Origin of the sequence: Georgenia sp. TF02-10, assembly GCF_022759505.1 — a bacterium.
Classification (GTDB): domain Bacteria; phylum Actinomycetota; class Actinomycetes; order Actinomycetales; family Actinomycetaceae; genus TF02-10.
Genome location: NZ_CP094289.1, coordinates 2175609 through 2188922 on the forward strand (window position 1 = coordinate 2175609; position 13314 = coordinate 2188922).

A 13314-nucleotide genomic window follows, 5' to 3' on the forward strand; every position below is an offset into this window, starting at 1 on the left:
TCAGCGAGCCCGGCGCTCGAGCATCCACCCGTGCCCGGCCGTGAGACGCTCAGCCTCCTGCGGCCCCCACGAGCCGACCGGATAAGGCAACGGGGACGGGCGCTGGGGACCCTGCACCGGCGCGAAGGCGGTGAAGGCCGCCCGCAGGCAATGGGAGGTGGTGAACAGCGAACGGTCCCCGACCAGGACGTCGAGGAGCAAGGAGGCGTAGGCGGAGATCGGCTCCCCGCCCGGCACCTCGGCCAAGTCGAGCTCGGTGTGCGCGAAGCTCAACGCCCGGCCCGGTCCCGGGGTGTTGACGGTGACACCCACAGCAAAGGCCCCAGGGCCACTGAAGTCGATCTCGATCGTGTTGCGCCCAGTGAGCGCCGCGCCCAAAGGACCCTGGGACGGACGCATGATCAAGGTGATTCGCTGGGCCTTGCGAGCCATGCGCTTGCCGGTGCGCAGCACGAACGGGACGCCCCGCCACCGATCGGTGTCGATCCACAACCGGGCAGCGACAAACGTGTCCTGCCTGGAACCAGCCACCACCCCGGCGATATCGGTATAGCCCTCGAACTGCCCCAGCACGACGTCCCTGACCGGATCCAGTGGCCGGAACGCCCCGATGACCGCATCCCGGGCGGCCACAATCGACTCCGGCTCCGCCACGTCCGCCGGCGGATCCATCGCCACCTGGCTGGCCACGTGGAACAGATGGGTGACCAGCATGTCCAGCGCCGCGCCGGTGGCGTCGTAGAACACAGCCCGCTGGGCGACGTCGAGGTCCTCGGGCACGTCGATCTGTACCTGCTCGATCCCGTGGGCGTCCCATTGCGAACCGAACAGCCGGTTCGCGAAGCGCAACGCGTAGATCCCCTGCACCGCCTGCTTGCCGAGGAAATGGTCGATGCGGAAGACCTGCTCCTCGGTGAGCACCGTCTTCACCAGCGCGTCCAACGACTCAAAGTCCGCCAGCGACCTGCCGTAGGGTTTCTCGAACACCACCCGGGCGCCCGCCGCCAAGCCATGGCGTCCCAGCCCCCGGGTAATCACCGGATACGCCGCCGGGGGCACGGCCAGAAAGTGCACGACCAGCGGCTCACCACCGCCCTCGGCCGCTAGCTCACGCCGCGCGCGGGCCAGAACCTCAGGCAGTGCACCGGGATCGTCATCGGTGAACCCCCCGCCCGCGTAGCCGACCCGCAGGCACACCTGGTCCCAGTCCTCGGGCAGGCCCAGCTCGCTGCTCAGCAGGGAGTCCCTCAGCCGGGCCCGGAAGGCCTCGTCGTCCCACCGGTCTGTGGCGCAGCCGATCAAGCGCCACCGCTGGGGCAGCAATCCGCGCTCGTGCAGCTCCACCAGGGCCGGCATCACCATGCGGCGGGCCAGGTCACCAGTGGCACCGAACAGGACCACGACCACAGACAGTGGGGTTACGGTCGCGCTCCCGGGCGGTGATGACGAGCCCAACGTAGACCTCCGTCGCAGATACCGGCGAGGACCGCTCAGGCCGCCGTGGTGTACGCGTGCGGGTTGGCGTCGAAGAGCTCGGCGCAGTGCCCGCAGCAGAAGTAGTAGCGCTCGCCCTCGAAGTCCCGCATGAGCCCGCTCGCCTCCGCCTGGGACTTCACCTGCGCGGTGCCCCTCACCGCGCAGGTGACCAGCTGCTCACCCGGGCCGGCGACGACGCCGTGGTGACCGTGCCCGTGGCCCCCGCCACCACAACACCCGCCGCCGCCATGATCCTCCTGACCGTGGTCCATCACGTTCCTCCCTCTCCTTCATCCCCTACCTGGAACGGCGATCTGTCGCCCATCACGTGGGCGGTTTGTCACCGTGACGACATTCCCGATCCTACCCCCAGGGGGTACGGGGCGGGTGCGCATGGGCGCCTGCCAGAGGAACTCTTCATCGAAGTTTCACAGAATGCGGTTCGTTGTGGGGTCCGCGTTCCAACTCACCCGCGGGGGACAAAGAAAGGGCCGCCCGCCGGGTAAGTCGGGAAGGTGAAGTTTCGGTCAAATATGGCCGGTGAGCATTGTCTTGTAGTGCCACTGGTGAAACCTTGTACGCACAGCTCATTCGAGCGTGGGGACCCCAATTTCTTGCGCTCCAGGGTGGAGGGAGACGGCAATGTCGAGGCAGACAAGCAATCGAGTGTCCCGGGGGACCAAGCCGATGTTCGCCGAGGACATCGTCACCCGCGCCGGTGCCCGGGTGGCCCTCGCCGTAGGACGGCTGCTCATCGGTTGGATATTTCTCTGGGCCTTCATCGACAAACTCTTCGGACTGGGGTTTTCCACCCAACCGGAGGCGGCGTGGATCCGCGGGGGCACCCCCGCTCAAGGCTACATCGGCGGGATCGAGGAACCCCTCGCCGGCATCTTCCAGCCGCTGTTCCTCAATCCCTTCGGAGACTGGCTGTTCATGGTCGGGCTAGCCGGCCTCGGTCTCGCCCTCATGCTCGGGGTGGGCCTGAAGATCGCCGCCGTCACCGGCACCCTGCTACTTGGTTTCATGTGGCTCTCGCAGTTTCCGCCAGTGGTAGGCGGAACTAACCCGATCACCACGTCTCACTGGGTTGAGGCTGCACTGGTGATCATCTCGGCCCTCACCCTGGCCGGTGATACCTGGGGGCTGGGTCGCTGGTGGGCCGGCAAGGTCGGTAACAGCTGGCTGCGCTGAGCGCGGTAAGAATCGCAATTGAACCATCCCGGGTTCGATGGAGGGTCGCGATCTTGGGAGGATCGGACTCATGTCGAAGCGATACCCGCAGGAACTCGAGGAGCGCGCCGGTTTGGACGGTGCTCGAATGCGAGAAGGACTACGAGACCGCGCTATGGCACGGTCAAAGCCGTAGCCAACAAGGTGGATATCGGAAATGAGATCCTACGGGTGCAGTGGGCATCAGCGAGCTCCCAATAGCGCGCCACGCTCAAGCACGCAGGAGGGCGTCGCCACCGCCCGCCAGGATCGGCCTCACTGTCCGGTGACGAGGCTGACGGGGGCCGTGAGGTCTTCTCGCGCGCGGCCCTCGCGGAGGGTCGCTGTGCGCCGACTGGCCGGACCTTCGGCGCTGTGGCCGCGGCCCCGACGGCTCAGGACGCCGGCAGCCACCCCCACAGCAGCCACGACCCAGACGGCGACGGTGGGCAGGGTGCCGAGCCGGGCAGCTGGGGTGAGGGACGTGCGCAGCGGGAGGGTGGCAGTCATCTCCTCCGCCGTGAACAGTCCCGTGCGCTCAACAACGTCTCCATCGGGCAGGATGATGCCGCTGACACCGACCGTGGAGACCTGGACCGTCGCCCGCCCGTGCTCCACCGCACGAAAGCGTGACATCACCAGCTGCTGGGTCGACTCCGGGGAGTACCCGAAGGAGGCGTTGTTCGTCGGGATGATGATGAGCTCCCCACCCCCCACCACGCCCTCACGGATCAGTCCGGCGTAGGCGACCTCGAAACAGATGCCCACCGCCGCTTCGACCTCACGTGACAGCCGCTGGACCGGGATGGGCATGAGCCCCGGGCCCCGCCCCGCGGCCATGTCGGTAGAAACCCGGTCCACCAGCGGGGTGATCCGCCGGAACAGATCCCGGTAGGGCATGTACTCCCCGAAGGGAACCGGGTGCTGCTTGGCGTAGGCGCCGCTGACAGTCCCCCCTTCCTGCCACAACACCAGCTCGTTGTAACGGATGTCCTGGCCGGTCGGGAACCGCTGCGTGCCCAGCAGGACCGGGGCACCCGCCGCTCTGGCGGCCGCGTCCACCAGTGCCGCCTGCGCGGCGTCGGTACGCGGGTCGATGTCCGCGGCACTCTCCGGCCACAGCACCAGGTCCAGCCGGTCCCCCACGCTTTCGACCAGCCTGCGCGTGCCCCGGGTGTGGTTCGCCGTGACCTCCCGGGCCTGCACCGCCCACTCGGCTCCCAGCTGGGGAACATTGCCCTGGACCGCGCCCACCCGAAGGGTCCCCACCTCCGCTCCAGCATCCAGCGGCAACAGCCACGGCCCCAGAGCCAAGATGAGCCCCACCACCGCAGCGCCCATGGCAGCTGCAACGTGGGATCGGCGCGTCCACACCAACGCCATCAGCGCGCCGATGAACACCACCACGGCCGAGACGAGGACCTCCCCACCGTAAGGAGCCAGCCGCACCAGCGGCGCGTCGGTCTGGGAGAAGGCCAGCATCCCCCACGGGAAGCCACCAAACGGCCACGAGGCGCGAAGCTGCTCGACGGCAACCCAGATGACGGCCGCCAGGCACGCCTGCACCACGGGGCGAGCCCCTACCCACGCCGCCCGCCGGGCCACCACCGTCCACGCGGCGGCGAAGCCCGCGATGTACAGCGCCTGCATCATGCTCAACGCAATCCACGGCACGAGTGAACCGGTCGCGTGGATGACCCAGTACACGTGCGGCAGGAAGAACGCCACACCCCACACCAGTCCGGTCGCCCAGGCCTGCGCCATCCGCGCCCGGCGCAACGCGAGCAGCAGCAGCGCGACGCCCAGGTAGGCCAACGGCCACCATCCACGGTCGGGAAAGGCCAGGTTGGTCAGCACCCCACCGCCAGCGGCCATCACCAGCGGCCAGGCCACACGCGAGAAGGCCGGTGGTGTCGGGTCTCCAGGTGACCGCGGGGACGACGTCACGGCCACACCCACACCACGCGCAGCCTTACCGGGCCACCGGAAGCCTCGACGACCGGGCCTGGCGCGTATGCGGCCAAGCAGCCCCAGAGCTGCGCCCGTCAGTGCCGGTGTCCACGGTCGGTGTGGTCACCGGTGCTGTGGGGAAGCACATCGTCCAAGGGCGGCGCCTCTTGCGAGGTCCGCGGATCGCCATGTCCTCCATGGCCACCGAACATCATCATGACCATCATCAGAGGGCAGGCCAGCACGGCCGCGTACACGAGCGCGTCCCCTGTCGACACACCAAAGACCCGCATGGCTATGAACAGTCCGCCCATGAGCAGGACCATTCCCTTGAGGTGCCCGCTGCCGCTGTGGTTCACCGTCACTCCTCCTCAACAACGCCGCACGGAGCGGTAGAGGACGCGTCCCCGACTCACAACCCCGATACGTTTCCCCCATTCTCTGCCGCTCACCTAAAAGCCGGGTCTCCGTTCTGTGACGCTTTGATGAAGCCACTGCCCCCACAGCACGTCACAGCGCGGTGAGGTCGCACGGCACACCCGTCTCCCTGGGTGTCTATGCCGGCGGCGTGAAGTCCTCGAACCGCACCGACGTATGCGAGATGGCCGATCTCTGCCGAGGGAGGCAGCGGAGTGCGTGTGCCTTCAGAACGGACCGGGCCGACCCTCACACAGCTTGGCGGGCGCGGCCAGAGCCGCTACTCGTTGTCGCCGCCGGTGTCGTACTGCGGGCCGCCGGCGGCGGTTCCGGTCTCCCCGACGTCGGGCCACTGCCACTCGGCGACCTCGGGGATGTCCACCCCGTGCTCCCGGGTGTACCGCCGGGCCGCCAGGCGCGCGTCGGACATCCGCTGCCGCAGACCCGCGTAGCGCGCACCGAGGCCCGGGACGCGGTCGATGACGTCCATGACCAGGTGGTACCGGTCCAGGTCGTTGAGCATGACCATGTCGAACGGCGTCGTGGTCGTGCCCTTCTCCTTGTAGCCGCGCACGTGGAGGTTGGCGTGGTTGGTGCGCCGGTAGGTGAGCCGGTGGATGAGCCAGGGGTAGCCGTGGTAGGCGAAGATCACCTTCTTGCTCGTGGTGAAGATCGCGTCGAACTCCGAGTCGGGCAGTCCGTGCGGGTGCTCCTTGGGGTCCTGCAGACGCATGAGGTCCACGACGTTGACCACCCGCACCCGCAGCTCGGGCAGGTGCTCACGCAGCAGGTCCGCGGCGGCGAGCACCTCCAGGGTGGGGATGTCGCCCGCGCACACGAGCACGACGTCCGGTTCGCTGCCCTCCTCCTCGGTCCCTGCCCACTCCCAGATGCCCAGGCCGCGGTGGCAGTGGTCCAACGCCTCCTCCATCGTGAGGAAGTCCGGACCGGGCTGCTTGCCGGCGACGACGACGTTGACGTACTGGCGGGTGCGCAGCACGTGGTCGTAGGTCGCCAGCAGCGTGTTGGTGTCCGGCGGCAGGTAGACGCGGACGACGTCGGCGCCCTTGTTGACGACGTGGTCGATGAACCCCGGGTCCTGGTGGGAGAAGCCGTTGTGGTCCTGGCGCCACACGTGCGAGGACAGCAGGTAGTTCAGCGAGGCGATGGGCCGGCGCCACGGCAGCTCGCCGGTGACCTTCAACCACTTCAGGTGCTGGTTGACCATCGAGTCGACGATGTGGATGAAGGCCTCGTAGGACGTGAACAGGCCGTGGCGACCGGTGAGGAGGTAGCCCTCCAGCCAGCCCTGGCACTGGTGCTCGGACAGGATCTCCACCACCTGGCCGGCCCGGGTCAGGTTCTCGGCGCGGTCGCTGTCGAGGAGCTCGGCGTTCCACTGCTTGGCGGTGACGTCGTACACCGCCTGAAGCCGGTTGGAGGCGACCTCGTCCGGCCCGAAGAGCCGGAAGTTGTCCGGGTTGCGGCGCATCACCTCGGTGAGCCACTTGCCCAGCTCGCGGGTGGCCTCGGTGAGCGAGGCGCCGGGGACCGGGACGTCGACGGCGAAGTCCCGCACGTCCGGCAGCCGCAGATCACGCAGCAGCAGGCCCCCGTTGGCGTGCGGGTTGTCGCTCAGCCGCAGGTGCCCCTCGGGCGCCAGGGCGGCCACGTCCTCCACCAGCCGGCCAGCGTCGTCGAACAGCTCCTGCGGGCGGTAGCTGCGCAGCCAGTCCTCCAGCACCTGCAGGTGCTCGGGGGTGTCTCGGGCGTTGGCCAGCGGCACCTGGTGGGAGCGCCAGGAGCCCTCGGTGCGCTGCCCGTCGACCTCCTTCGGGCCGGTCCACCCCTTGGGGGTGCGCAGCACGATCATCGGCCACCGGGGACGCTCGACCTCCTCGGCGTCCAGCCCGGCGGCCCGCTCCTTGATGTCGGCGATCTCGTCGAGCACCTCGTCGAGCAGGGCGGCGAACCGGGCGTGGACCGAGACAGCGTCCTCGTCGTCGAAACCGGCGGTGAAGACGTGGGGGCGGTGGCCGTAGCCGCGCATGAGCTCGGTGAGCTCGTCCTCGCCGATGCGGGCCAGCACCGTGGGGTTGGCGATCTTGTAGCCGTTGAGGTGCAGGATCGGCAGCACGACCCCGTCGGTCTTCGGGTTGACGAACTTGTTGGCGTGCCAGCTGGCGGCCAGCGGGCCGGTCTCGGCCTCGCCGTCGCCGACGACGGCCAGGACAAGCAGGTCGGGGTTGTCGAACGCCGCGCCGTAGGCGTGGGAGAGCGCGTAGCCCAGCTCACCGCCCTCGTGGATGGAACCGGGCACCTCGGGCGCCACATGGGAGGGGATACCCCCGGGGAAGGAGAACTGCCGGAACAGCCGGCGCAGCCCCTCGGTGTCCTGGGTGACGTCGGAGTAGATCTCGGAGTAGGTGCCCTCGAGGTAGCCGTTGGCCACCGGGCCCGGCCCGCCGTGACCCGGGCCGGCGATGTAGATCGCGGACTGGGCGCGTTCCCGGATCACCCGGTTGGCGTGGGCGGAGATGAAGTTCAGCCCCGGGGTGGTGCCCCAGTGGCCCAGCAGCCGCGGCTTGATGTGGTCGGGCTCCAGCGGCTCGCGCAGCAGCGGATTGTCCAGCAGGTAGATCTGCCCGACGGACAGGTAGTTCGCGGCGCGCCACCAGGCGTCGATGCGCGCGATCGTGGCGTCGTCCGGGCCCTGCTCGCCGCGTCGGCGCCAGGTGGTCGGGGAAGCAGTCGCGCTAGTCATGGTTCAGTACTCTCCTGTGTCGTAGCTCCCCCGCACATGCTGGTCCACTTCACCATCGCCCACATCGACCCCTTCTCGCCTCCTACTTTGGTCCTGGTGTGCCCCAGTTGCCGCCTCTGACCGCTGTGGCCCATCCGCCCTTGTGTCCGATCACGTGACCCTGGAGTTCACTGGAAGGTCGCCACCATGCCGACCATGTCCTTTTTTGAAGCCTTGCTCTGCCGCAGCGCACCGTGGCGGTGCTTGGCGCGGCGGATCCTGCCGTGGAGTACTCAAGGGTTCTCCCTTGCAGGTGAGGTGCTCGAGCTCGGCGGCGGGAGTGGTGCCATCGCCGCGCAGCTCGGCCGCACCGACCGGCAGGTACGTCTCACCGTGACCGACCTGGACCCCGTCATGGTCCGTGCCGCACGGCAGCGGTTAGCACATCTACCGCACGTCGTGGTCCACCAGGCCGACGCCACACGACTGCCGTACGGGGATGGGTCCTTCGACGCGGTGACAAGCTTCCTCATGCTCCACCACGTGATCGAATGGGAAAGCGCAGTGAGCGAGGCGTCTCGTGTCCTGCGACCCGGGGGAATGTTCCTGGGATACGACCTGGTCGCGTCCCGCGTCGCATCGCTGGTGCACCTGGTCGACCGTTCCCCACACCGACTCATCGAGCGCGGAACACTAGAGCCCGTCCTGGCGCGCGCCGGCCTCCAGGACGTCACCGTGCAGTACTCGCTGCGCGGTCTAGTCCTACGCTTCGCCGCCCGCAAACCGCGCACGCCACAGCCCGGTGGCGGCGCGATCGGGTCGACCTCACCAGCCACAGGCCAGGTCAGGCCGTGAACCGGAATGTGCCTGGCGCTCCGTGACGATGCGAGCCAGGACTCACGCGCGCGACGACGAGCGCCGACCTCCCGTGCCTCAACAGCCGGGAGGTCGGCGCTCGTGAAACACCGCGGTACCTGCGGGCCGCGTGCGTCGCACGTCCCGCGCGGTGAGTCAGTGGTGGTGCGCTGGGACCACGTCCTCACGTCGCCCAGGTGCCTCGACGCCACCGGCGGAGGGCACCTTGGGGGCGCCGTGCGCGGCCGCGGTGCTGGCCTCGGGGCTGAGGTCCAGGCGGCGCAGCAGCTGGGCGTTGAGCGCCACCACGATGGTCGACAGGGACATCAGGATGGCCCCCACCGACATCGGCAGGATGAACCCGATCGGCGCCAACACCCCTGCGGCCAGCGGGACGGCGGCGATGTTGTAGCCCGCTGCCCACCACAGGTTCTGCTTCATCTTCCGGTAGCTGGCGCGCGAGAGCTGGATGACCGACAGGACCGAACGTGGGTCGTCCGAGACCAGGATGACCCCGGCCGAGCCAATGGCCACGTCGGTGCCCGCGCCGATGGCGATCCCCACGTCGGCCTGGGCCAACGCCGGGGCGTCGTTGACGCCATCCCCCACCATGGCCACGATGCGGCCCTGGTGCTGCAGCTCAAGGACCTTGTCGCTCTTGTCCTCCGGGCGGACCTGGGCGAAGACCTGGTCGATGCCCAGGTCGGCGGCCACCGTCCGGGCCACCGGCTCGGCGTCACCGGTGATCATCACGACCCGGATGCCCAGCTGGTGCAGGGCGTCGATCGCCTGCCGGGACTCCTCGCGGATCTCATCGGCCAGTGCCACCGCCCCGGCCACCTTCCCGTCGATCAGGACGTGCAGGACAGTAGCCCCGTCCTCCGACCACGGTGCGCTTGCCCGCAACGGCTCAGCGGAGTGCTGGGCGAGCAGCGCCGGGCCACCAACCTGGACCTCGCGGCCCTCCACGGTGGCACGCACCCCCACGGCGGTCGCGGCACGGAAGTTACCGGCCGGCGGCACCTGCAGTCCTCGGTCCTCGGCCGCGGCCACGATCGCCCGCGCCAGCGGGTGCTCACTCTCGGCCTCCGCGGCCGCCGCCAGGCGCAGCAGGTCCCCGGCCTCATACCCACCGGTGGTGGTGATGTCGGTGAGCGCGGGCTCGCCCTTGGTCAGCGTGCCGGTCTTGTCGAACAGCACGGTGTCCACCACGCGCATGCGCTCCATCGCGGCACGGTCCTTGATCAACACCCCACCACGGGCGGCGCGCTCAGTGGAGATGGACACGACCAGCGGGATCGCCAGGCCCAGGGCGTGGGGGCAGGCGATGACCAAGACGGTGATCGCCCGCACGAGCGCGCTCTCGGGCACCCCCAGCCACACCCACACGACCGCAGTGATGATCGCGGCGATCACCGCGTACCAGAACAGCCAGCCGGCGGCCTTGTCCGCCAGGAGCTGGGCGCGGCTGGTGGAGGCCTGCGCCTCGGCAACCAGGCGCTGGATACCGGCCAGCGCGGTGTCCTCACCAACGGCCGAGACCCGCACCCGTAGCGCGTTGTCGGTGGCCACCGTACCGGCCACGACGTGGTCCCCCACGCTGCGCAGCACCGGCTTGGACTCACCGGTGATCATCGACTCATCCACGTCCGCGCCGCCGTCGACGACCTCACCGTCGGCCGGCACCCGGCCACCCGGACGGACGACGACGACATCACCCAGACGAAGGTCTGCCGGGGCCACCGTGACAATCTCATCACCCTCCACCCGCTCGGCCTCATCGGGCAGGAGCGCGGCCAGGGAGTCCAGCGCGGAGGTGGTCTGCGCCAAGGAGCGCATCTCCAGCCAGTGCCCCAGCAGCATGATGACGACCAGGAGCGCCAGCTCCCACCAGAAGTCCAGCTCGTGGGAGAAGAGCCCCAGGCTCGCCCCGAGTGAGGCGACGAACGCGACCGTGATCGCCATCCCGATCAGCAGCATCATCCCCGGCTTACGGGCACGCAGCTCGTCGACGGCGCCGGTGAGGAAGGGCCGCCCACCCCACACGTAAATCACGGTCCCGAGCACCGGGGAGACCCACCCGACGCCCGGGATGTCGGGCAGGGAGTAGCCGAGAAGGTCGGCGAACATGCCGTTGAGCAGCACGGTGGGAATCGCCAGGGCGAGCATGATCCAGAACAGGCGCCGGAACATCGCCACATGATCCCCATGTCCCCCATGGCCGCCGTGGTCTCCATGACCGCCGTGAGCGTCATGTCCGGCGTGAGGACCATGGCTGTCGTGACCGGAGTGGGACGCATCATGCCCGTGGTGCCCTGCGGCGGTCAGTGGGTCGGTGACCTGTCCGGTCTTCGTCGGCATCGCTTGCCCGTGGGTGGCCTGGCTCCCGTGTCCCCCGCCGTGAGCGGTGTGCTGCTCGGCGGGACCGCGTCCATCTGACCTGGCCCCGCCGTGCCCGTGATGGTGCTCTGGCGTACTCATAGCTTCCCCTCGTCGACATCCTTCATCCATACCCCTACAGGGTATCCCTGCTGGGTGCAAGGGGGACGGGTGGCATTCCATTCCTGATCTGGGGCCCTTGCCGGTGATCTTCATGGGTTCTTCATGAAAGGTCGATCGATTGGCCCGGTCAGGCGGCCGATGCTTTCGGTGGTGATCCGACACCCATTGAGAAGAGGACTTCGTGACAGCCCAAGAAAGCCTGACCAAGGTGACCGTGGTTCAGGCGCCCGCGTGCCACTACTGTGAGGACGCCGCTGCGGTTCTTGCTGAGCTCAGCGTGAGGTTCGCGTTGACCGTGCGGATGGTCGAACGCGACTCGGCCGAGGGACGGGAACTGATCGGCCGGCACCGGCCGCCCATGGCCCCGCTGGTCCTGGTCGACGAGGAGTTCTTCAGCAGCGGACGCCTCCCCCGGCGCCGGCTGGAGAAGCTTCTCCAGCTGCGCGCGGCCGCGGCGTGAGAAGGGCCTGAGCCGTGGGAAGTGAGCTCCTGACCACCGGCAGCGTCCTGGCTGCCTTCTTCGCCGGCGGCGTGGCCCTGTTCGCGCCGTGCTGCATCGTCTTCCTCGCCCCCAGCTACCTGGCCGGGGCGGTGAAGAACCGCCGGTGGCGAATCCTGCCCCTGACCTTCGTGTTCGCCGCAGGCCTGGCGCTCGTGCTGGTCCCCATCACACTCGGCATCAGCATGCTGTCCGGGGCCATCAACCAGTACCACACCCAGCTCTACTGGGCCGGTGGCCTGCTGATGATCGCCCTGGCCGGGCTGTCCCTGTCGGGGACCATGTGGTCCCTGCCCCGCTTCCTGCGCGCCCCGGACACCAGCCGCGGGGACGGCGCCAGCTTCTTCGCCCTCGGTGTCTTCTCCGGGATCGCCTCCAGCTGCTGCGCCCCCGTCCTGGCCGGCGTGATGACACTGTCGGTGCTGTCGGGGTCCGCCGCCGGAGGCGTGGCCCTGGGCCTGGCGTTCGTCTTCGGGATGGTCTTCCCCCTCTTCGTCATGGCCCTGATCTGGGACAAGGCCCGCCTCGGGGAACGCCGCCTCTTCCAGGCGCGGCTCATCAAGATCCGCGTCGGCGGCCGCACCCTGGTCACCAACACCGTCAACCTCGCCGTCGCGATCGCCTTCGCCGTCATGGGCATCTGGGTCATCACCCTGGCCGGCAGCACCGAGATGACCGGCGGTGGCGCGGTGCAAAGCGCCATCGGTGACTGGCTCGCCAGCACGCTGGGCCGCCTGCAGGAGGGGCTCAGCCCCCTGCCCGAGCCCCTCCTGGGCGTGGGCCTCCTCGCCCTGGCCGGCGGGTTCGTGCTCTTCACCCTGCGCGACCGGCGCACCCGAGCCTCGCGCCCCGCCGATCCCGAGCCAGCAGCCGAGACGCCCGCCTGCCACGCCAACCACGACACCGAAGGACTACCCAGATGACCAGCACGACCCTCAGCGCCAAGGACCGGCTCCGGCACAAGCACGCCGAGGAGAAGGCCCGAGCCCAAGCAGCCGCGAGCAAGGCCCGTCGCCGGCGGATCTTAGGGATCTGCGCGCTCCTCGCGGTCGTCGCGGCCGCCGTCTACGCCCTGGCCACCTCCGGAACGGCCAGCTCCGAGGAAACTCGCCGCGCCCCGGACTTCACCCTGCCCACCACGGCCGGGACCAGCGTGACCCTGTCCGAGCTCCGCGGGGAACCGGTCATCCTGTACTTCAACGAGGGCGCCGGCTGCGCCTCGTGCACCGTGCAGATGGCCGAGATCGAGAAAGAACCGGGCTTCGCCGAGGCCGGCATCACCGTCCTGCCCATCGTCATGAACACCGCAGAACAGATCCGCCCCGACATGCAGCGCTACGGGGCCACCACCCCCTACCTGCTGGACGACGGCACCGTCTCCCAGGCCTACGGCACCCTCGGGACCGGCATGCACCCCGGAGTCCCCGGACACGGCTTCGTCCTCATCGACGCCGACGGCAACCAGGTCTGGCAGGGCGACTACCCCTCCATGTGGTTCGCCCCCGCCGACCTCCTGGACGAGGCCGAATCCAGACTCCGCTGACTGTGCCACGGGATACGGTCCACGCACTGCCGACACCCGGACCTGTGCATCAGCGAGGTATCCGCGCGTGGGCTGACAGTGGCGCCGCCGACGGAAGGTGTGCAAGGGGTGGTTGAG

Annotated in this window: 11 protein-coding genes; 5 read left to right on the forward strand and 6 right to left on the reverse strand. The window is 69.1% G+C overall.

What is annotated here, in order from left to right; genetic code table 11:
- Together MF406_RS09795 and MF406_RS09800 are read right to left on the reverse strand one after the other, a co-directional pair.
- Positions 1-1407: a glucose-6-phosphate dehydrogenase gene (locus MF406_RS09795; protein WP_242892578.1), complete on the reverse strand. Its 1407-nt coding sequence runs from the start codon at positions 1405-1407 to the stop codon at positions 1-3.
- Between the two features lie 83 nt (positions 1408-1490).
- Positions 1491-1748 carry a YHS domain-containing protein gene (locus tag MF406_RS09800; protein WP_242892581.1) on the reverse strand — a complete coding sequence of 86 codons (258 nt, stop codon included), beginning with the start codon at positions 1746-1748 and terminating at the stop codon, positions 1491-1493.
- Positions 1749-2163: 415 nt separating this feature from the next.
- Between MF406_RS09800 and MF406_RS09805 the strand changes: the two genes are divergently transcribed.
- Positions 2164-2670: a DoxX family protein gene (locus tag MF406_RS09805; RefSeq protein WP_242892584.1), complete on the forward strand. Its 507-nt coding sequence runs from the start codon at positions 2164-2166 to the stop codon at positions 2668-2670.
- Positions 2671-2964: 294 nt separating this feature from the next.
- On the opposite strand, the gene lnt is transcribed toward MF406_RS09805, so the two are convergent.
- The 3 genes from lnt to MF406_RS09820 all read right to left on the reverse strand — a co-directional run bounded on the left by lnt (position 2965) and on the right by MF406_RS09820 (position 7819).
- Complete coding sequence (lnt, locus tag MF406_RS09810; protein ID WP_242892586.1) at positions 2965-4545, reverse strand: apolipoprotein N-acyltransferase; 1581 nt, start codon at positions 4543-4545, stop codon at positions 2965-2967.
- Positions 4546-4733: 188 nt separating this feature from the next.
- Complete coding sequence (locus MF406_RS09815; RefSeq protein ID WP_242892588.1) at positions 4734-4997, reverse strand: DUF2933 domain-containing protein; 264 nt, start codon at positions 4995-4997, stop codon at positions 4734-4736.
- Positions 4998-5335: 338 nt separating this feature from the next.
- Positions 5336-7819: a phosphoketolase gene (locus MF406_RS09820; protein WP_242892590.1), complete on the reverse strand. Its 2484-nt coding sequence runs from the start codon at positions 7817-7819 to the stop codon at positions 5336-5338.
- Between the two features lie 186 nt (positions 7820-8005).
- Between MF406_RS09820 and MF406_RS09825 the strand changes: the two genes are divergently transcribed.
- The gene (locus tag MF406_RS09825; protein ID WP_242892592.1) at positions 8006-8653 is read left to right on the forward strand and encodes a class I SAM-dependent methyltransferase; all 648 of its coding nucleotides are present in this window, start codon (positions 8006-8008) and stop codon (positions 8651-8653) included.
- A 156-nt stretch (positions 8654-8809) separates the two neighbouring features.
- On the opposite strand, the gene MF406_RS09830 is transcribed toward MF406_RS09825, so the two are convergent.
- Positions 8810-11134, reverse strand: coding sequence for a heavy metal translocating P-type ATPase (locus tag MF406_RS09830; protein ID WP_371744458.1), 2325 nt, complete (start codon positions 11132-11134; stop codon positions 8810-8812).
- A gap of 202 nt (positions 11135-11336) precedes the next feature.
- Between MF406_RS09830 and MF406_RS09835 the strand changes: the two genes are divergently transcribed.
- From MF406_RS09835 to MF406_RS09845, 3 genes are read left to right on the forward strand one after another with little or no spacing between them, the layout of a single operon-like run.
- Positions 11337-11615, forward strand: coding sequence for a glutaredoxin domain-containing protein (locus MF406_RS09835; RefSeq protein WP_242892595.1), 279 nt, complete (start codon positions 11337-11339; stop codon positions 11613-11615).
- 14 nt (positions 11616-11629) lie between these two features.
- Complete coding sequence (locus MF406_RS09840; RefSeq protein WP_242892597.1) at positions 11630-12577, forward strand: cytochrome c biogenesis CcdA family protein; 948 nt, start codon at positions 11630-11632, stop codon at positions 12575-12577.
- Positions 12574-13197 carry a peroxiredoxin gene (locus MF406_RS09845; RefSeq protein WP_242892599.1) on the forward strand — a complete coding sequence of 208 codons (624 nt, stop codon included), beginning with the start codon at positions 12574-12576 and terminating at the stop codon, positions 13195-13197. The genes MF406_RS09840 and MF406_RS09845 overlap by 4 nt, the downstream gene beginning before the upstream one ends.
- Positions 13198-13314: the final 117 nt, after the last annotated feature.

What these genes read in the sequence shown, in the direction of transcription:
- MF406_RS09800 (WP_242892581.1), bottom strand. Translation starts at nt 1,748, where the DNA reads ATGGACCACGGTCAGGAGGATCATGGCGGCGGCGGGTGTTGTGGTGGC.
- MF406_RS09805 (WP_242892584.1), top strand. Translation starts at nt 2,164, where the DNA reads ATGTTCGCCGAGGACATCGTCACCCGCGCCGGTGCCCGGGTGGCCCTC.
- MF406_RS09820 (WP_242892590.1), bottom strand. Translation starts at nt 7,819, where the DNA reads ATGACTAGCGCGACTGCTTCCCCGACCACCTGGCGCCGACGCGGCGAG.
- MF406_RS09825 (WP_242892592.1), top strand. Translation starts at nt 8,006, where the DNA reads ATGCCGACCATGTCCTTTTTTGAAGCCTTGCTCTGCCGCAGCGCACCG.
- MF406_RS09830 (WP_371744458.1), bottom strand. Translation starts at nt 11,134, where the DNA reads ATGAGTACGCCAGAGCACCATCACGGGCACGGCGGGGCCAGGTCAGAT.
- MF406_RS09845 (WP_242892599.1), top strand. Translation starts at nt 12,574, where the DNA reads ATGACCAGCACGACCCTCAGCGCCAAGGACCGGCTCCGGCACAAGCAC.